Below are 18,755 nucleotides of genomic sequence, written 5' to 3' on the forward strand. Positions count from 1 at the left end.
GTTCCGTGACTCGCCCCTGAATGTCAGCGCCGCCCTCTACGGTGGAGATCCGGATGCCGTCGGGCAGCGGGGAAGGGGCGACAGGCGTGCGCAGGGTGCCACCGGAGATGTTCCGGTTCACGACGGTGGAGAGGTCCGATCTGTACGGAGCAGTGCTGGACGTCTTCGGTGTCGCCAGCGAGCACCTGGAGACGGCGCTGGGGCTCGACGCGGTGCGAGAGCGGCTGCGCGGAGTCGGCTGGGTGGCGGCGGTTGAGAATGAGGATCTGTATGAGGCGCTCAGGAGACTCGTGCAGTGGGAGCTCCTGGATGTGGTGCACAACCACGCGGAGAACTACCGCACGGCTGAGGAATACGAACGGCGCAACCTGCAATACTCGCTGACCCGCCGGGGCGAGGCCGCGCTTGCCGGAGTGCGGCATGCGCTTGAGGTTCTCGCCTCAACGGGTGCGCTACAGACGGCCGTGCTGGAGGCGATCGCCGACCGACTCGACGAGCTGTGCGTGCTCTCCGGTGAACCCGCGTCGGCCGACCGGCGGATCTTCAGCACGTTGCGGGAGCTGGAGGGGCATCTGGACGCTCTGGTGGAAAACACCAAGGCGTTCAACGGAGAACTGCAGCGCCTCTTGCGTGCCGAGGGCGCGGATCTGGAGGTGTTCCGCGAAGTCAAAGCTGCCACGGTCGCGTATCTGCAGGAGTTCCTGGTCAACCTCGACCGGCGCGGGCAGACGGTCGCCGCTGCCGTGGCTCGGGTGGAGGAGAGGGGGACCGCCGTACTGCGCGAGCGGGCCCTGCGCGTCGCAGAGCTCCCGCCGGTGGCCGGTGAGGATCCCGCGGCCGGCTGGCTGGAGAGCAGGCGGGCGCGCTGGGCGGGTCTGCGTGCATGGTTCCTGGCTGACGACGGTGCCCGACCTCGGATTGAGCAGCTGCACGACATCGCCCGGCGGGCTATTGTCTCGCTCTTGCAGGTTCTGGAGCGGATCAATGAGTCGAGGCGCCGTTCCTCCAGCGCCGTGCAGGACTTTCGGGAGCTGGCACGCTGGTTCGCGGAGGCCCCCGCGGAAGAGGACCTGCACCGGCTCTGGTCGGCGGCTTTCGGGCTCGGTTCGGCCCGCCATGCTCATCTCGCCCACTCGGACCCCGAGCTGATCCCGTCGTCCCATTCCTGGTCCGAGGCCCCACCGGTGGAAGTGTCGGCGCTGCTGCGGACCAGTGGACGGACGGAGCGGTTCACTCGCACGGCCAAGGTGCGGGACGTTGCGGCTGTCAGAGCGGAGCGTGCCGAGCGGGCTCGCAGGGAGCGAGCGGAGCTCGCACGCGCCTGGCAGGTGCTGGAGACAGCGGGACCTGTTCGTCTGTCCTTCTTCGGCACGTTGGATCCCGCTGTCTTCGACCGTCTGCTCGACCTGTTCGGCCGCGCCTTGGCGGCCCGGCCGGACGCGAGCGGCTTGAGGCGCGCCACGACGGGAGACGGCCGCGTGGAGATCGCCCTGGCACCGCCTTCCGATGAGCGCACCGCCGTACTGCACACCGCGAAGGGCTCACTGACCGGACCGGACTACGTCGTCCACATCACAGCGGCGGGTGGGGCGACCGTCTCCTCGACCCTCCGCGCCACGCCGCGGGAGGCCGCAGGATGAGTACCCTCGCCAACCAGTTGGCCGCCGCGGAACGGGAGGATGTCGCCCGCGCCATCCGTCTCCTCCTGGCCCGCCCCCTGCTTACCGAGACCGCCGATCCGACTGGCTTCGAACTGGTACGACGCCGTCGCGAGTCGCTTGCCCAGTGGTTCGACTACACCTGCGGCTGGAGCCTGGTGGTGGAGCCCCGCCGAGGTTACGCCCGCCTTACCAAGGTGCGCGCCAACCCGGACGGCTCTCGCCCGGCTCGTAGGGCGCGTTCCGGCCGAGTCCCGTTCGACCGTCTGCGATACGTGCTGCTGTGTGTGACCGCAGCCGAGTTGCTGTCGATGCCGATAACGACTATTGGCATGCTCGCCGACCGCGTCGTCCAGGCCACGGCGGCCGACCGAGCGCTGGCCGCGTTCGACCCGGTCCACAAGCCGGAGCGGATGGCATTCGTCGATGTCCTGAAGCTGCTGGAGTCCTACGACGTGCTGCGCGCGGTGGATGGTACGACCGAGGCGTACGTCGAGTCCGCAGAGGCCAAAGTCCTCTACCGCGTGGACACCACCCTGCTGATGCGTTTGCCCGCCGCGCCCGTCGGCGCCTCCCGACTCGCCGTGCCCCCGGACGAGGTGCCCGCGCGGTTCGAGGAACTCCTCACCGGCCTGGTGCGGGAGCGCCGCTACGGCGGCGCGGTGGTCGACGTGACCGCCGACCAGACGCACGGCGAGAGCGCCGCCACTGATGCACAACGCAATCTGAGGCTGCGCCACTCGGTGTTGCGGCGCCTCTTCGACGATCCCGTGCTGTACCGGGCCGACCTCGCCGAGGACGAGCTGGCCTATATCATGTCTCTGACTGGACGTCAGATTCTCCGTCGATCGGTCGAACAGGCCGGCTTCCTCTTGGAGGAACGCGCGGAGGGCTTCCTGCTCGTGGACCCGGATGGGATCGCCACCGATGTCCGCTTCCCCGACGACACCTCCACTGCCAGGGTTGCCGCACTGCTCCTTCTGGAGCCGCTCTGCGCCACGCCCGCCGGAATGCTGCCCGAGCAGCTTGCTGAGGCCGGAGTGGGTCTGCTGCGCCGCTTCCCGCGCTGGGCCAAGGCGTATCAGTCCGAGGGCGGCGCGGTCCGGCTTTCCGACGACGCGGTACGCGCCCTGCGTGATGTCGGGCTCGTCCGTGCGGCCGGGGGGCGTGTCGTCGCATGCCCGGCCGCGTACCGCTATCGCCTGGCGGGGACGACCAGTCCGGATCCTGTCGACGACCTTGGACCGGCGTGGGACGTCGGCGAGCGCGAGAGGGCAGGCGCCGTGGCTCCCGGTCGCGCCGCGGCAGAAGGAGATCAGAAGTGAGTGTGACAGAGCTTCCGGTCCCGCGGCGGCCCGAGTCCGCCGAGGCGCCTGCGACACCGGCGACGGCGGTGGATGCGGCCCGCAGCCGCTGGCAGCCGTACCGCGCGGGCATCCTCAACGTCTGGCGCTATTACGACGAGACCTTCACCTTCCATCAGGGCCGCCTGCTGCTCCGCGGCCAGAACGGATCGGGCAAGTCCAAGGCGCTGGAGCTTCTGCTGCCGTTCCTCTTCGACGCCAGCCTGCGTCCCAACCGGCTGTCCACGTTCGGCGGTTCGGAACGCACCATGCACTGGAACCTGCTTGGCGAAGGCGCCGCCGGCAAGACCCGTGTCGGATATGTGTGGATGGAGTTCCGCCGCGTCGACGACGATGGCGCCGAGCGGTGGTTCGGCTGTGGTGCGCGTCTGCAGGCGAGCGTGCACACAAGCGGTGTTCACGCTGACTACTTCACCACCGGCTCCAGGATCGCCCACCCCGCCGGCGTCTTTCTCGTCAACGAGGCGGGACAGCCGCTGACACGCGCAGCTCTGGTCGAGGCCGTGCGCGACTGCGGAGACGTCCATGCCTCGGCCACCGACTACCGCACGGCCGTACGACGTGAGTTGTTCGCCGGTATGGGGGAGCAGCGTTACGAGTCGCTGTTGTCCGCCCTGCTCCAGTTGCGCCAGCCCAAACTGTCCGAACGGCTCGATCCCTCCCTGCTCTCCACCCTGTTGTCCCGCGCCCTTCCCCCATTGGGCGAAAGCGAGATCTCCGAACTCGCCGAAGGCTTCGAGCGGCTGGACCGCCAGCGCGAACACCTCAAACGCCTCGACGAGGAGGTAACAGCGGCACAAACCGTCGCATCCCGGCAGCGCGCCTACGCACGACGTGTCCTGCGTGCCGGCTCGGCCGCGCTGATCTCGGCGACCACGGAGATGGATGACCTCACCCGCGCCGCACGCCAGAGCGCCGAGGAACTCGAACAGGCGCTGATGGAAAGGGAGTCCGCTCAGGCCCGGCGCGAGCAACAGGAACTGCGCGCGTACGCCCTGGAGGAGACGGTCGAGGGGCTGCGCGACAGCGACGCGTACAAGCAGGGCGGGGAACTCGACCGGCTCCGCCGTCGTACCGAAGAAGCGGCAACCGTCGCCAGGCGACAGCGCGCCACTGCGCAGACCACTCAGCACAGCGCGGAGGATGACCAGAAGCACGCCGACGCGGCGGCGGCCCAGGCCGGCACCTTCGACGAGCACGCGCGCGAAGCCGCCGAGGAAGCACACCGGTCGGCCCGGACGGCAGGTATGGAGTCGATCCATCATGAGGTGAAGACGCTTCTCGACACGGATTCCGTACGAAACCTCGCAGACAGTCCGGGGCACGAAGCCGGTGGCCGTGGGCCCTTGGGTGCGGCCGGTACACATACGTCGGGCGAGAACGGGGCACGACAGGCCCGCAGGCTGCTGCGAGGTGCGGTCACTGCCCGACACCGGCAGGTCGCCCTCATCACCGAAGCGAGGGATGAGCACGACTGCGCGGTACGCGACCGGGGCGCCGCCGAAAGTCTGTTGGAGGACGCCCGCAGTCGGCTCACGGAGGCGATCGCCCGGCGGGACGAGGCGTCCGAAGCCTGGGACGGCGCCCTTGCCGTACAGGCGGAACGGCTGCTCGCCTGGGCCGGTGACTGCGCGGAACTGCGCATTGCCGACACCGGGGAACTGGTGGCCAGAGCCGCGAACGAGGCCGAGGTGGCGGCGCTGGTCGCCGCCGCCGCACGCCCGCTGGAACAAGAGATCGCCACAGCGGAGGCCACCGCGCGAGCCGCACGTCTGAAGCTGCGGGACGAGCGGAGCCGACTTGAGGACGAAGTCCGACGGCTCAGTGACGAGACCGACCTGCCGCCATTGCCCCCTCCCACCCGCACCACCGTCCGCACGGCGACGGCGGGCGCACCTCTGTGGCGACTGATCGCCTTCCACCAAGGTGTTCCGCTTCCCGTGCAGGCCGCGGTGGAGGCGGCACTCGAGGCATCGGGCCTCCTGGATGCCTGGGTCAGCCCCTATGACGGGATCGCCCTGCCGGGGCACGACACCAGGGCCGAGGCGGACCTCGCCGTGCCCGCCTCGGGGCCCAGCTTGCTTGAGGTGCTGAAACCCGAGGAGGACATCCCCGTCCCGGTCGACACCGTGACCCGCATCCTCGCCGGTGTCGCGTACGGCACTTCGCTGCCCGGCGGTCACCCGGCGGCCGTCTCCGCCGACGGTTCCTGGCGCCTCGCGCTCGCAACCGGAACGTGGAGCAAGCCGGAACCCGCTTACATCGGTGCTCTCGCGCGGCAACGTGCCCGGCAGCGCAGGATCGGTGAACTGACCGCGTGCATCAGCGAGACGAATGCCTCCTTGGCCATGCTCGACGACCGACTGCGCGGCCTCGGCACTCGCCGCGCCCGGCTGGAGGCGGACCGCTCTACGCGACCCGACCACCGTGAACTCGATGCTCGTCGGCGTGCCTGGGACGCAGCCGAGGAGAAGGTTGCCGCCCGGGACGATGCCGTGCGTGATGCGGCCGACCGTCTGGCCCGGTGCGAGACTGAGGTGGCAGGCGCTCTGCGCGCCCTCAGCCGCAGGGCGGCCGAACACGGACTGCCCACCGATCGCGACCGGTTGCATGAGATCTCCTCCGACGTCGACAGGTTCAGGGACACCGCCGACAACTGGGTGGACGCCCGTCTCACCGCGACCGCCGCCGCCGACAGGGCTCGTCAGATCACCGCGCAGGCAGACCGCTCGCGCCGAGCTGCCGAGGAGCAGTCGGAGAACGCCGCTGCCGCCGAAGCCGAAGCGGCGGGACTGAAGGCGCGCCTGGAGGCGGTGGAGGCCACCGTCGGGGAGGACTACCGGCAGATCGTCGCGCGCGTCGCCGAGGCGCGCGACGAACTGCGACGCTGTCGTGAGGAGGCCGGTCGGGCGGCCGATCTCCTCCTGCGCCTGGAAGGCCGTATCGGAGGTCTGCGGGCAACCAGTGGTCGGGATGCCGAACGACGGGAGCAAGCCGCCGCCACCCGGGACCGCGCGGCGCACCGGTTCCGGCATCTGTGTCTGGCTGGGCTCGTGGAGGATGCGGGCGTCACACCGGAACTCGACGCCGGAGACGGCACGAGGGCCACGCTGGAGGCCGCTCGTGCCACAGCGGCGAAGTGGCCAGGCATCCCGCACGCCCCACGCAATCTCGGCGATGCCGCGACCCGCCTTTCCGAAGCGGTCCACGAAGCCCGCCAGCGCCTCGGCGCCCGTGCCGACCTGGATCTGGAGCCCGACGACGACATCCAGCTGTTCACCGCCACCCTGGACGGTATGCGGTTGGGGGCGACGGGCCTGCTCACCACGCTCACCCAGGAGCGCGACCGCAGTCGTGACGACATCACCACCGCCGAGCGAAGCCTCTTCGACCAGATCCTCACCGGCGACATCCGCCGTCACCTCGCCGCCCGCATCCGCCAGGCCGGCGAACTCGTCCACCGTATGAACGGGCATCTGGAGAGGGTTCGTACCGCCTCCAACGTCGCCGTCCAGCTCGTCTGGGACGTCCGTCCGGATCTCCCGGAGGGTACCCGCACCGCCCGTCAGCTGCTGCTCAAGGACCCCGGCAGGGTCAACGAGACCGACCGGGAAGCCCTGCACGCTTTCTTCCGCGCTCGTATCGAGGAGGCCAAGGGCAGTGATACGGCCGCGAGCTGGGAGGAGCAGCTCGGCGAGGTGCTCGACTACACCGCCTGGCACCGCTTCACCGTTCGCCTCGATCGGGCGAACGGGACCGGCTGGCAGCCGCTGACCAAGAAGCTGCACGGCGCACTCTCCGGCGGAGAGAAGGCCATCGCCCTGCACCTGCCACTGTTTGCGGCCGTCGCCGCCCACTACGAGGCTGTGCCGCTGGCACCCCGCCCCATCCTGCTCGACGAGGTCTTCGTCGGCGTGGACGCAGTCAACCGCGGACAGGTCTTCGCCCTGCTCACCGCACTCGACCTTGATCTCATGGTCACCTCCGACCACGAGTGGTGCACCTACGGCGAACTACCTGGCATCGCTGTCCACCAACTCCTCACCGACGGGGACGATGACGCTGTGACCAGCGCTCGCTTCGTCTGGAACGGCACCGATTTGGAGGCGGGATGACGCACACCGAACCGGCCCCGGGTGGAAGCACTCTGCGTCGTCCCGAGCTCCGCTCGCTCTGGCACACGGTCCACAGCCGACTGTCCTCCGGCCGCCCCGTCACACGGGTGCGCCTCGGACCGCTTGACGAAGCTCAGCGCGAGGCTCTCGCCGACCTTCTGGGTCTGGACCGCCTACCGGATCCGCACCCCTCCGTCTCACTGGCCCGCCTGGAAGAGGCCGTCACCGAGCTGTCCGGCTTTTCGGTTCGTGAAACCGTCACCGAACTCGTAGGCCCCCTCGACGATCGCGCGACTGAACGACGCCGAAAGGAAGACGAACGTGCCGAGCTGTGGGCATGGTTGGACGGCCATACGACTGTGCGGGCCCAGCCCGCGCTAGCCGGCTGGGCTGCGTCGTGCCGAGCCACCGGCTTGGTCAGTGGCTCACCGGAACTGACCCGAAACCTGCTCGCAGACGCGTTGACAGTGCTCGCGGAACTCCCGGCCCAGGCCGAGCCCCTGCCCGTCTTCGCTGCCCGAGTCCTGAAAGGTGACTCCCACGCTCTCGACGACGGTACCCGCCTGTCCACACTCGTCCTTCGTGCTCTGGCGACTCTTCACGACACCGCCGCGCCGGAGTCCGCGGCGGACCGGCGCGCCCTGTGGACTCGCGCGGGCGTCGCCGACGACGACCTGTCGGCCACCGTTCTCGTCGGTGGCCTACGCCCGGCCGGCGAAGGCCCACTCGCCAGCGTTGCCCGTGCTTGTGCCGACGTTGGTCAGGCCGCCAGTCTGACCCTCGCCCAGCTGCGGGCCCCGGGCGAGTTCACCCTCGCCTCCGATCCGGCACCCGTCGTTCACGCCGTAGAGAACCCCAGCATCCTGGCTCTGGCCGTACGTCGCTTCGGTCCGGACTGCCCTCCGCTGGTGTGCACATCCGGATGGCCCAACAGCGCGGCCATCCACCTCCTCCGCCTTCTCGCGGATCGGGGTGCCACCCTCCGCTACCACGGCGACTTCGATGGCGAAGGCATCCGCATCGCCGCCTATCTTCTGGACAAGACGCCGGCTCGACCCTGGCGCATGACGGCGGCGGACTACCGCGCCGCGGTCGCCCGCACACCGCACGGACGTGAGCCCGGCCGACTCACCGAGGCTCCCTGGGACCCAGAGCTGACCAGTGTCATGGCCGAACACGGCACCGCCGTGGTCGAGGAACTGGTGGCTGACATCCTGCTGGCAGACCTGGTCGAAGCGATTGCCTGAGGAAGCATCCTCTACCTCACCACCGTTGACTCCAGTCACCTCAGGAGCAACGGGCTCTGGATCCGCCGACCTACCTGGTGACTCATCAGGTAGGTCGGCATCCAATCAGCATTGGACCGGGGCAATCCTGCGTCGATGTTTCCGTTCGACGGCTCCGCGACAGCTTGATTCGCGCAGGTGTGAACCGCTCCGGGTTCGGTAGAGATCACAGTTTGTGCTTGTGACCTGGGTTTTCGCGCCCACGCGAGCCTTCCACCCTGGCCAGCCCTCCGCCCGTGTACTGGCTCGGGCCCCGGCACCTGGCCGGTGACGACGGATGCCTCTCCGACACGCTCACCAGCCTCGGCCGGAGCAGCCTGGCCATCATTCGCGGCCGACACGAGCCGGACCAACCGGAGGAGGACCGGCAGGTCCTGCGCAGCACCGTCGTGCACATCAGTCCCGACACTCGCCGGTGGGCCCAATGGACTCTTTCCGACGAGCCGTTCCGTTCCACCTCGGTGACCTGCCCGTCGCCCGGCAGTCTTCCGCCCGCCCGGACACGAGCAGCCCACTCGCCGCATGGTCCGCCGCACTGCTGGGCGACACCGTCCGGCAGTGCGATGCCGGCGGTGTCCTCGTGTGCGAAGGCGGGCAGCGCGACGCAGTCGATGACCAGGCCCAAGATGCCCACGGCCAGGCATCTTTCCCTGCCCGGCACCCTTTTCGCGGCATCCTTGCCTGGACTTCCCCGACCACCCGCCCAGGGCCACACGAAGCATACCGCGCCGAGCCACCTCGCCCGAGTGATCTCGATGTGGTGGGCTGGGTGCGACGGAAGGTTCCGGCAGGACGAACCCGACCTGGCCTTCGGGAGCGCGAGCAATGCTGACCATCATCACCATCGTGGCGATCAGCGCCGCAATCACCGTCGGCTTGGCCGCCAACCGCAGACGGCACCGGCGAACACCGGCGGGCGGCGAGGAGGCATCCGTCACCGACCTGATCAGCCCCCTGCAAACACTGTCTGTCCTCCTGGTGGCCTTCGTCATCGTCGTGGCCGCGGAGTCGTACGGCACCGCCTCCCAGGCCGCGTGGGACGAGGCCCACCGGGTCGACCAGCTCTATGAGGAGGCCGACTACAGCCCGGAGCCCCAGCGCGAAGGGCTGCAGGCAGCCGCCGTCTGCTATACGCGGGCCATCCTGGCGTATGAGTGGCCGGACATGGAGCACAGCCGCCGTATGGCCCCTGAGGCCTCCGTCTGGTCCTCGGACTTCCGTCGTCACTTCAAAGAGCTGGCCCACAAGGACGCCGACACGTTCCAACTGCTGGTCGAAGCCGACGACGAGCGTTCCGCCGCCCGCCAGACTCGGCTGTCCCAGGCATCCCCGGCGATTCCAGCCGTTATCTACTGGTTCATGGTCGTCGCGCTTGTCGCAACCATCGGAGCCTTCGCCTTCGGGCTGCCGCGCGCAAGCACGGCCTCGCACATCGTGCTGCTCTGTACCCTGGCCGCACTCTTCACCGGCTCCCTGATCCTCATCGAGGACATCGACCAGCCATACTCCGGATTCATCCGCGTCACCAGCAAGGCCATGCAGGACACTGCCGATGACATCGGTGAGGACTTCGCCAAGGACCATCCGGGTCGCTCTCTGCCCTGCGACGCCCGGGGCAATCGTACGAGGGCGTAGGCTCGCCGCGACCCGCCTGCGTTGTCGCCCGGCCTCGAAGGCGTACGACGACCGTAGACGAAGTGTCAAAGCGAGGAGAAGGGGGCACAAGCGAGCCATCCTGACCCTCGCTCGTCGAGATCACCCGTGTTTGGCTTGTGCATGCTCATGTCACAGTCAAACCCCCGAACTCCCGACCCGCGGCGATACCCCAACGTCATACCGAGCGATGACAAGACCGACAGAGCGCCACATCCCACACTCTCAGGACGGCGACCCCATGCGCTGACCCTCCAATCGGACGACCAGGGCCGGCCGGATGGCAAGCATGGGTAGAACCCGGCATGCGTGCCCCAGGCCTGCGGGCGGCATCCTTCAGCGCCGGCGTGCCGCACGACCTCGTCGCCGCGTTCGCCCACTCACTCGGCTCCACCGCACCCGTCCTGCGCCGGGTGCTCCCGGAGAGCACCAGGGACCAGCTCTACAGGCGCCGGCATCCTGACCCTCGGCAGCTGATTCTCAGTTGTGCGTGTGCTGGTCGCAGGCATCAACAAACCGTCGCGACCGGCACTTTCTCAGTCGGCCCTCTTCAGTGGTGGGGGACGAGCGCCCTCACAGCGTCATCGCCGTGCACTGTGCTGCAGCAGACCGCCCTGCCCGGTCAGCCTGACCCGTCAACCCTGGGCCCGGTCCACCGGCTGGCTGATCAGCTGATCAGCCAGGGCGGCCGGTGGCCCGGCAGGCTTCACTCCTTCCACGGCCTCAGCCGACACGGTCACGCCTGTCATCAGGTGTCACTTCCTGTTCGAAGATCCGCCGTTGACCGTACAGACGGCACTTCACCAGTCGCCAGGATTCGCCCCTACGCCCTGTGGTCGACTCACCGGACAGCTCTGGACCGTAGCTCGGCGAGTCGCGCCAGAGCCTCGGGGGCCGACGCGCGCTCCTCCTCGGTGAGCTGGAGCTCAGCGGCCTGCGTCAGCAGCCGCGCGGCCAAGGCATCGTCGCCGAGCCGCTGAGCGATGTCCCCCCGCAGCACCAGCAGCCGCAGATGTAGAAGTCGATCACCGGCTGAATTGCATGGCAGGGCAGGATCGGGATGGTCTTCTCCGTCATGACCGCACTCTAGTCAAAGTTGTCTAGAGGTCGCCGGGATACGCGCATCGGCCCAAGGGAACGGCCGCAGCGGATGACGAATCAGTAGTGCCGCTGCTCCGCAGTGGCCCCCAACTTGACTCCTCAAGTCGCGGACAAAAGGCACGTCGGGTTATGACAGGGAGCGGGCTGCGCCGGTGTTGCTGCGCGCCCAGGCCGCTTCAGGGGACCGAAGGGGGCGAGGGTGATCGCCAGGCGGTGGGAGCGGGCAAGGTGCTGGCCGATCTGGTGGCGAGGGCGCTGATCACCGCACTGGGGACGCCGGAGGGTCAGCGCTGTTCGGAGCTGGAACGGCCGCGCCGACCGTCATCGCAGCGCGCTCGACCGCCACGGTTTCACCGCCTCCACCCGGGCAGACGGCCATCTGCGACGGCTACGCCACGCGATGTGGCCGGGGTGTACGACGATGAAGACGGCGGTATTGGCGTTTGAGGCCGCTCACTTGGATTCGACGCGTCCGAGTGGGGCGGAGGCGGAGGCCAGCGCGTCACGCGCGGCCTGGTCGCGGCGCGATAGAGCGCGACCGCGTCCTTCCTGGACTCCTCCCGATAGGGGGACTCTCGACCCACTGGCCATTCCTCCCCGGACCGTCAAGAGCCATTTTCCGGATGTCCACTCCAAGGGATCAGCCTCAGGTTGGATCGCAGATCGGCCGCGGTGCGAAAGTCGAGATCGAGGGATAGGATTTTATGTCGCTACTGTGAGGTCTTCAGTGTGACCGCGGCGTTTTGCTCGGCCCGGTCATATTATTCGATCATGACGGCCGAGCAAGGCGATGACCGTCTGGAAGTGGTGCCGAACCAGGTGTCTGTGTGCGATGTCTAAGGACTGTCCCGTAATCCGCAGTGGATCAGCGCGCGGCGTCAGATGCGGTGCGGTGCAAGGCGGAGGACCATCCTCATACTGGGCGTATTCAGGCAATTCGACAATGCGGCGTGGGCGCACCTCCCGGCGAAGCCAGGGGGGGCGTGCCGTAGCTGTCGTAGCGCGCCCGCCGGGGATTACGGGACAGCCCTTAGGCCTCCCACGGCGCCACTCGTCGTGGGTTATAAGGGCCCCTGAACGGAGAATTCGCGGGCTTCTCGACACAGGTCGGCACGGCGGCCTAAAGCCTCCCGATCACCTTCGGCAAACGGCGTCGGGTGCGGTCTACCGTCTACGGCGCAGGAGGGCGATGATGATCCGAAGCAGTGGATGCAAGACAACTCTCCTGGCGGCGTTCACCGCGACCATGCTCATCGGTTCGGTTGGTGTCACGACGGCAGATCCTCTTGTCCGGGCTGATCCGGTGTTTCCGGACCTCGGTAACGCCGGTTACGAGGTGGAATCGTACGACCTTGCCCTCCTGTACCGCCCTGAAGGCCCGGGGGCACCCGTTGATGCGCAGGTGGAGATCATGGCGCGCACGTCGGCAGAGCTGAAGGAGTTCTCGCTGGATGCTCATGATCTGCGCGTGAAGTCCGTGTCGGTGGACGGGCACAGTGCCCGCTTCACCATGGTGAAGAGGAAACTGCATGTCTCTCCGGATTCCTTGGTGGCGCCGAATCAAGTGATGCGGATCAATGTTCGATACGACGTGGATCCGCGTAGTTCCGGACCCAATGGCTGGGTGGACACCGGGAATGGCTTCGCTCTCGCCCCGCAACCCGACAAGGCTCACACGGTCTTTCCGTGCAACGACGTTCCCGGGGACAAGGCGGATTTCACCTTTCGGATCTCGGTAGCACGCGACAGTGGTGCTGTTGCTGTTGCCAGCGGAATTCGGTTGAAGACTCCCGAGAACCGTGGTGTCTACACGACGTACGCGTACGAGACCGTGCATCCGGTGGCACCGGAACTGGTGCAGATCGCCGTCGGCCGGTACGAGACGAAGAAGATCGGCACGGTCGACGGGGTGCCGATCAGTCTCGTCTTGCCGCGGGGAGCCGCCGACAAGTTCGGTCAACTCGACATGGCCGTCGAGCAGATGAGGTGGGCAGAGGGACAACTGGGACCGTTTCCTCTCGAAGCGTATGGCCTGATGCCCCTCGACACGGACGGTGAGGTCTCGTTCGGATTTCATGCCCTGGAGACGCACACGCTTACTGTCTACGATTCCTCCTATCTATCGTCTGCCCCTCTCGAGAGCGTCGCCCCGCACATGATGCATGAACTCGTACACTCATGGTTCGGCGGAAGTGTCACACCTAAGACCTGGGCAGACAACTGGGTCAGCGAGGGCCACGCCAACTACTACGGTCTCAAGTACAGGTTCGCCCAAGGCTGGACCACCAACGACGGAAGACATTCCACGATGGAATCGGCCATGGCGGAGTTCTATGAGAGCGGTGATGTCTACCGTGCTCGGTACGGTCCGGTCGCAAGGCCGACGAAGGAATCGCTGTTCAGCGAGCAAGTCTACCGAGGGGGTCCCCTGGTTCTGTACGCGCTGGAGCAGAAGGTCGGGGAGGCCAGGTTCAGGCAAATCGAGCAGTCGTTCCTCAGAACGTACAAGGACAGGTCCGCCAGTACGGACGACTACATCGCACACGCCGATCGAATCGTGCCAGGACAGGGCGTGAAGGGATTCCTCGAGTCCTGGCTCAAGGGGACCGAGACGCCGACTATGCCGAACCATCCGGACTGGGAGGCGGCCCCGCCCCCATAGGGGCGAGGCGGAACGGGGAGTGGGGGGATTGCGGACCGGTGGACGTCATGAGGATGGAGAATCCGCGTGTGCGGGGGCGACGTGGAGAGCACGCCTATGCGATTCCCCCGCGCCGCATTCGCTGAAGTGCGTCTCCAGGACGACCCACGTATGATTCCGACATATCGAGGTCTTCCGGTCTTGTGTTTTCCGGGCTCCGGATTGTGGACTGGGGGAGCGTGGCCGGTGCCGACGTCGCCGTGGGAGAGTGCATCATGCCGCGTCGTGCTTCCGTCGGGCGCTCGGTGAGCGTCGGAGCGGTTGTCGCAGTGCTCTTGATGGTCCCTCATTCTGCCGCGTGGGGGAATTCCGGGACCTTGATCCCGCCGGGCCCCAGAGGGGTGGACACCAGTGAGTTCAACCACGGAGACGGTGATGAGCCCATTGACTGGGAGAAGGTCGCGGCCCACAACGCCTTCGTCTTCATGAAGGCCACCCAAGGTACGCAGTACGAGGACCCGTGGTTCGCAGAGGACTTTGCGGCGGCGTCTCGTACGAACCTGTCCCGCGCCCCGTACCATTTCTTCGACGCGCAATCCTCACAGGATGCCGAGGCTCAGGCTGCACACTTCGTCCGTACGGCACACGCCGCTGGTTACACCGGACACAGGCCGGGAGAACTACCACCGGTTCTCGACGCGGAGAGCGGGTGGGTTAACAAAAGGCCGACATGTCCGCCCGGTACCGACGCTCGTCAACTCGCCGTCTTCCTCCGGAGCGTTGAGGAGGCGTTCGGTGTCAAACCGATCGTCTACACCGAGTACTCCTTTGTTGTTGACTGTCTCGCGGGGAACAGCACGGTGTTCAGGGGATATCTGCAGTGGCTCGCGAGTTGGGGTGCGGAACCCCATCCACTTCCCGGAACTGGTCAAAGCTGGACGTTCTGGCAGTACACCGATCAGGCACGGGTTCCGGGAATTCCCGATCGGGTAGACCGTAGCTTCTACCGTGGCACACTGGCCCAACTGCGCGCCCTGGCCGGTATGCCCGCAGTCACCCGATCATTTGCCACTGCTCGTCACACTCGACGCGACAGCGGGCCGACTACCGACCGTCACCACTCCGATCAACCGAAACGACTCCCGGAGGAGGCCGACGGGCGGTAATGAAAGATCGAGGTTAGCGTGATGTGAAGCAATCTCCGGCAGTTGAGTCGGAGGTTTTTGGTCGTACCTCGGGGGGTCGTGTCCTAAGGAGTGCTGAGTGTGTATACGACGAGCCGGCGTGACCTCCTGGTGAGGTCGGCGGGAATTGCCGCAGCCACCCTGGCGACCGGATCGTGCACTGCAGCAGGGAAAGCACAGGTGGCGCGTCCGGCCTCGGCGACACCTGCCGATCACGCGGACTGGGGCGCTCTGCGTGCGCAGTTCCGGCTGGAACCGGGATGGGCGAATCTTGCGCTATTTTACCTCGCCTCACAGCCGAAGCGAGTACGGGACGCGGTAGATTACCTGAGCGCGCAAGCCGATGCCAACCCCCTGGTGGTGCCCATGGGGATGAGATTGCCCGACGGCCCGACCGGCTGGCCTCGCGTGCGCGAGGCGCTGGCCGCCTACATCGGCGGCCGGGCGGAGGACATCGCGATCACGGCGAGTACCAGCATCGGCCTCGGGGTGGTCTACAACGGGGTCAGAGCGCGGCCGGGCCAGGAGTTCCTGTTGACCGCCTACGACCATCGTGCCCAGCGCGTAGCGGCCGACCTCGCGGCCGAGAAGCACGGGGCCCGGGTGAGGACGTGCTCGTGGTTCGCCGATCCGGCCACGGCCACGGCCGAGGGGATCGCCGCGGCGGTGGGCAACGCCATCCGCCCGCACACCCGGGTCGTCGGGATCACCTGGGTCCAATCCAGTACCGGGCTCCGGATGCCGGTACGCGCCGTCGCCGATGTGGTGCGGCGGGCCAACGAGGGCCGCAGACCCACTGACCGGTGCCTGCTGGTGGTTGACGCGGTACACGGGCTCGCGGCGGTCGACGAGGATGCCGCCCGTCTGGGTGCGGACGTGGTCGTCGCAGGCACCCACAAGTGGCTTTTCGGCCCACGGGGAACAGGGCTGGTATGGGTGCGGCCGGAGATCCTCGACCAACTGCACCCGACGTTCGTCAGTTTTATCGCGGGCGGGGGCGCAGCGCCCCTTTCCCCCGGGGGCTTCCTCGCGTTCGAACACGCCTTCGCCCTGCCGGTGGCGGTTGGGATACACCAGGAGTTGGGGCGGGCGCGTGTGGCCGGACGCATCACCGAACTGGCGACCCGGGCCAAACAGGGGCTTGCGCGGATCCGGGGGGTGACGGTGCACACCCCCCTGAGTCATGAGTTGTCGGCCGGCATCACATGTTTCAGCGTGGCTGGGCGCACCAACCATCAGGTCATCGACCATGCGGCCACTCGGCGGGTGCGGTTGTCCGCGTTGTCCACGTCGACCTACACCCGCCTGGGCACCGCCGTCATCAACACACCGGCTGAGATAGACACCGCGATCTCCAGCGTGGCCGAGTTCGCCCGCTGACAGCCTGGCGTTCCGGCGTCTGCGGCCCAGTAGGCCAGGATCTGGGGCACGTCTGTGGTGACATGGTGGTGCGGGCTCAAAGTCCGTGTCGCGTGGTCGGCCACGTCCTCCATCTGGGCCTCGCTGTGGGGCTTTCCGTGCACCGTCTGCTGGTCGGCCAGCAAAGGCGTAAGTATTTCGATCGCTTCTTCGTTGTGCCCCAGTCGGCCCAAAAGCAAGGGAGTGTCTCATCAGTCAACGGCGGATCTGTTGATCATGGAGACGCCAAGTGAGTGAGATGAAGATCGAGCAAGAGCCCGCGGCTGAGTCGGTTGATGCGGCTGCGTCGGACGAGCAGTTGATCGCGATGCTGGTCGATCGGGCCCGGAACGGGGGCGTGCAGCTGACGGGCGAGGGCGGGCTGTTGCAGCGGCTGACGAAGCGGGTGTCGGAGTCCGCCCTGGAGGGCGAGATCACCGACCACGTCGGCTGCGAGAAGCACGACCCGGCGGGGAAGAACAACGGCAATAGCCGCAACGGCACCCGCGCCAGGACGGTGCTGACCGACGTCGGCCCGGTCGAGGTGAAGGTGCCGAGGGACGTGGCTCGCACATTCGAGCCGCAGTTCGTCAAGAAGCGGCAGAAGCGCCTGTCCGGCGTGGACGAGATGGTGATCTCGCTGTCCGCGAAGGGCCTGACGACCGGCGAGGTCCAGGCTCATCTGGCCGAGGTCTACGGCGCCGAGGTGTCCAAGCAGACGATCTCCACCATCACGGACAAGGGTCATGGAGGGCATGGCCGAATGGCAGAACCGCCGCCTCGACCGCGTCTGCCCAGTGCTGTTCGTTGACACCATCAACGTGAAGATCGGGGATGGGCAGGTGGCGAACCGTCCCACTTACGTGGTGATGGCGGTGGCCGTGGACGGCACCCGCGACATCCTCGGCATCTCGAAGAGGCCATGGTCAGGGGCCCTGATCCGCTCCACCTTGCCGAGGTCTTCGGGCTCGACGAGAAGACTGCGATGCGCTACGTGGACTCCGCACGGGCGTTGCTGGAACAGGCCGCCGAACGAACTCCCGAGAGCTGACAGCGACCTTCTGTCATTCTGCTGGCCATGTCCGCACGAAATCGAAGGCTGCCCCGGCATCGTGCCTGGCCCCTGACCACCACCGACATCAACGAGTGTCTCGGCCCTTACACGGCCCGTGTCACGGACCTGCGGTTCCTCACCGGGCATGACAGCGGGACCATCGTCCTGGGAGCAGCATGGGTCGCTCCGAACCCCCGCAACTACGGCCGTGGCGTCCACCCGGACACGGTCGGCTTCCGCGTTGACGTCCACCCCGTCGATGCCACTGAACGTGCAGCCACCCGCGCTGTTCTACGGGCGCAGGCCCTCCCGCAACTCCACGAATGGATCACCCAGGCGATCGCAGCCGACGAGACCTGGCAACTGATTGACCACCAGCACTACTGGCGACTGACCGACGGCCACCTCACACACCGCGACGAGGCGTGAAACCGATTCCGGACGACAGGTTCGCTTCGAGGTGGCCGGGCCGGCGGTGCTCGGAAGTCGCGGACGTGTGGCAAGTGGTCTGAGCGATCCCCAGAAGGTCGAGGTCCTCTCTTGCCTGATGACCCATCAGACAAGTCGGCATCCGATCAGCATCAATCCGAGACAGCCCTCCGCATGCTTCTGCTCGTCAGCTTCGCGGCAGCACGATTTGCGCAGATCGCGCAGGTGAGAAGCCTGCTCGCCACGGCGCACGATGTTGTGAAGGCTTTCGAGTTGAAGGCATGCCGATGTACAGTGGACGACGCCCCTGACCTGCAGAAAGCTGGCAGGGAGCTGTCTTCCAGGAGTCCAAAGTGCTGCGTACTCTATTCAAGTCCAAGATCCACCGTGCCACTGTCACCCAGGCCGACCTGCACTACGTCGGTTCCGTGACGATCGACGCGGACCTCATGGAGGCCGCTGATCTGCTCCCCGGCGAGCTGGTGCACATAGTCGACATCACCAACGGTGCGCGGCTGGAGACCTATGTCATCGAGGGGGAGCGCGGGTCCGGTGTCATCGGCATCAACGGTGCCGCGGCGCACCTGGTGCACCCCGGAGACCTGGTGATCCTCATCAGCTACGCCCAGGTGGACGATGCCGAGGCGCGGACGCTGGTGCCCCGGGTCGTGCACGTCGACGCCGGCAACCGCATCGTGGAACTGGGGGTCGACCCCTCCCGGCCGGTTCCCGGCAGCGACACCCAGGCGAGCCCGCACGCGGTCGAGGTGACTCAGGCGCGCCAGGCGAGCGCCTGAGTCAGATCGAGGAACACCATCCGGAGCTGTGAGAGCTGATCCACGCTGCTGCGGGCGTCGCCGGTACGGTCACCG

At 67.3% G+C, this 18,755-nt stretch carries 13 protein-coding genes and 2 pseudogenes; 14 read left to right on the top strand and 1 reads right to left on the bottom strand.

Features of this window, described 5'->3' with window-relative positions; genetic code table 11:
• Positions 1-86: 86 nt before the first annotated feature.
• The 7 genes and pseudogenes from V1460_RS14765 (at position 87) to V1460_RS36305 (ending at position 11,056) form a co-directional block, all read left to right on the top strand.
• The gene (locus V1460_RS14765; protein WP_338674180.1) at positions 87-1,640 is read left to right on the top strand and encodes a TIGR02677 family protein; all 1,554 of its coding nucleotides are present in this window, start codon (positions 87-89) and stop codon (positions 1,638-1,640) included.
• A complete protein-coding gene (locus V1460_RS14770; RefSeq protein ID WP_338674181.1) occupies positions 1,637-2,983 on the top strand; it encodes a TIGR02678 family protein in 1,347 nt (448 codons plus the stop codon). The genes V1460_RS14765 and V1460_RS14770 overlap by 4 nt, the downstream gene beginning before the upstream one ends.
• Entirely contained in the window at positions 2,980-7,137 is a 4,158-nt protein-coding gene (locus V1460_RS14775; RefSeq protein ID WP_338674182.1) for a TIGR02680 family protein, read from the top strand. The genes V1460_RS14770 and V1460_RS14775 overlap by 4 nt, the downstream gene beginning before the upstream one ends.
• Positions 7,134-8,384: a TIGR02679 family protein gene (locus V1460_RS14780; protein ID WP_338674183.1), complete on the top strand. Its 1,251-nt coding sequence runs from the start codon at positions 7,134-7,136 to the stop codon at positions 8,382-8,384. Before V1460_RS14775 ends, V1460_RS14780 begins: the two co-directional genes overlap by 4 nt.
• A gap of 257 nt (positions 8,385-8,641) precedes the next feature.
• A pseudogene (locus V1460_RS14785) lies at positions 8,642-8,962 on the top strand (hypothetical protein); the annotation flags it as partial.
• A gap of 286 nt (positions 8,963-9,248) precedes the next feature.
• On the top strand, positions 9,249-10,058 hold the full coding sequence (locus tag V1460_RS14790) for a hypothetical protein (protein WP_338674184.1): 810 nt from the start codon (positions 9,249-9,251) through the stop codon (positions 10,056-10,058).
• Between the two features lie 323 nt (positions 10,059-10,381).
• On the top strand, positions 10,382-11,056 hold the full coding sequence (locus V1460_RS36305; RefSeq protein ID WP_407077459.1) for a hypothetical protein: 675 nt from the start codon (positions 10,382-10,384) through the stop codon (positions 11,054-11,056).
• Here the strand turns inward: V1460_RS36305 and V1460_RS36310 are convergent.
• Complete coding sequence (locus V1460_RS36310; protein WP_407077657.1) at positions 11,016-11,153, bottom strand: hypothetical protein; 138 nt, start codon at positions 11,151-11,153, stop codon at positions 11,016-11,018. The genes V1460_RS36305 and V1460_RS36310 overlap by 41 nt on opposite strands.
• A 1,213-nt stretch (positions 11,154-12,366) precedes the next feature.
• On the opposite strand from V1460_RS36310, the gene V1460_RS14805 reads away from it, so the two are divergent.
• The 7 genes and pseudogenes from V1460_RS14805 to panD all read left to right on the top strand — a co-directional run bounded on the left by V1460_RS14805 (position 12,367) and on the right by panD (position 18,680).
• A complete protein-coding gene (locus tag V1460_RS14805) occupies positions 12,367-13,839 on the top strand; it encodes a M1 family aminopeptidase (RefSeq protein WP_338674185.1) in 1,473 nt (490 codons plus the stop codon).
• A 380-nt stretch (positions 13,840-14,219) separates the two neighbouring features.
• The gene (locus V1460_RS14810; protein WP_338674186.1) at positions 14,220-14,984 is read left to right on the top strand and encodes a GH25 family lysozyme; all 765 of its coding nucleotides are present in this window, start codon (positions 14,220-14,222) and stop codon (positions 14,982-14,984) included.
• 384 nt (positions 14,985-15,368) lie between these two features.
• Positions 15,369-16,382: an aminotransferase class V-fold PLP-dependent enzyme gene (locus V1460_RS14815; RefSeq protein ID WP_338674187.1), complete on the top strand. Its 1,014-nt coding sequence runs from the start codon at positions 15,369-15,371 to the stop codon at positions 16,380-16,382.
• Between the two features lie 277 nt (positions 16,383-16,659).
• Positions 16,660-17,332, top strand: a pseudogene (locus V1460_RS14820) (transposase); the annotation flags it as partial.
• On the top strand, positions 17,323-17,451 hold the full coding sequence (locus V1460_RS14825) for a hypothetical protein (protein WP_338678389.1): 129 nt from the start codon (positions 17,323-17,325) through the stop codon (positions 17,449-17,451). The pseudogene V1460_RS14820 and the gene V1460_RS14825, both read left to right, overlap by 10 nt.
• A 27-nt stretch (positions 17,452-17,478) precedes the next feature.
• Positions 17,479-17,883, top strand: coding sequence for a hypothetical protein (locus V1460_RS14830; RefSeq protein ID WP_338674188.1), 405 nt, complete (start codon positions 17,479-17,481; stop codon positions 17,881-17,883).
• A 353-nt stretch (positions 17,884-18,236) separates the two neighbouring features.
• Positions 18,237-18,680 carry an aspartate 1-decarboxylase gene (gene panD, locus V1460_RS14835; protein WP_338674189.1) on the top strand — a complete coding sequence of 148 codons (444 nt, stop codon included), beginning with the start codon at positions 18,237-18,239 and terminating at the stop codon, positions 18,678-18,680.
• Positions 18,681-18,755: the final 75 nt, after the last annotated feature.

This window comes from Streptomyces sp. SCSIO 30461, assembly GCF_037023745.1.
In the GTDB taxonomy this organism is placed as follows: domain Bacteria; phylum Actinomycetota; class Actinomycetes; order Streptomycetales; family Streptomycetaceae; genus Streptomyces.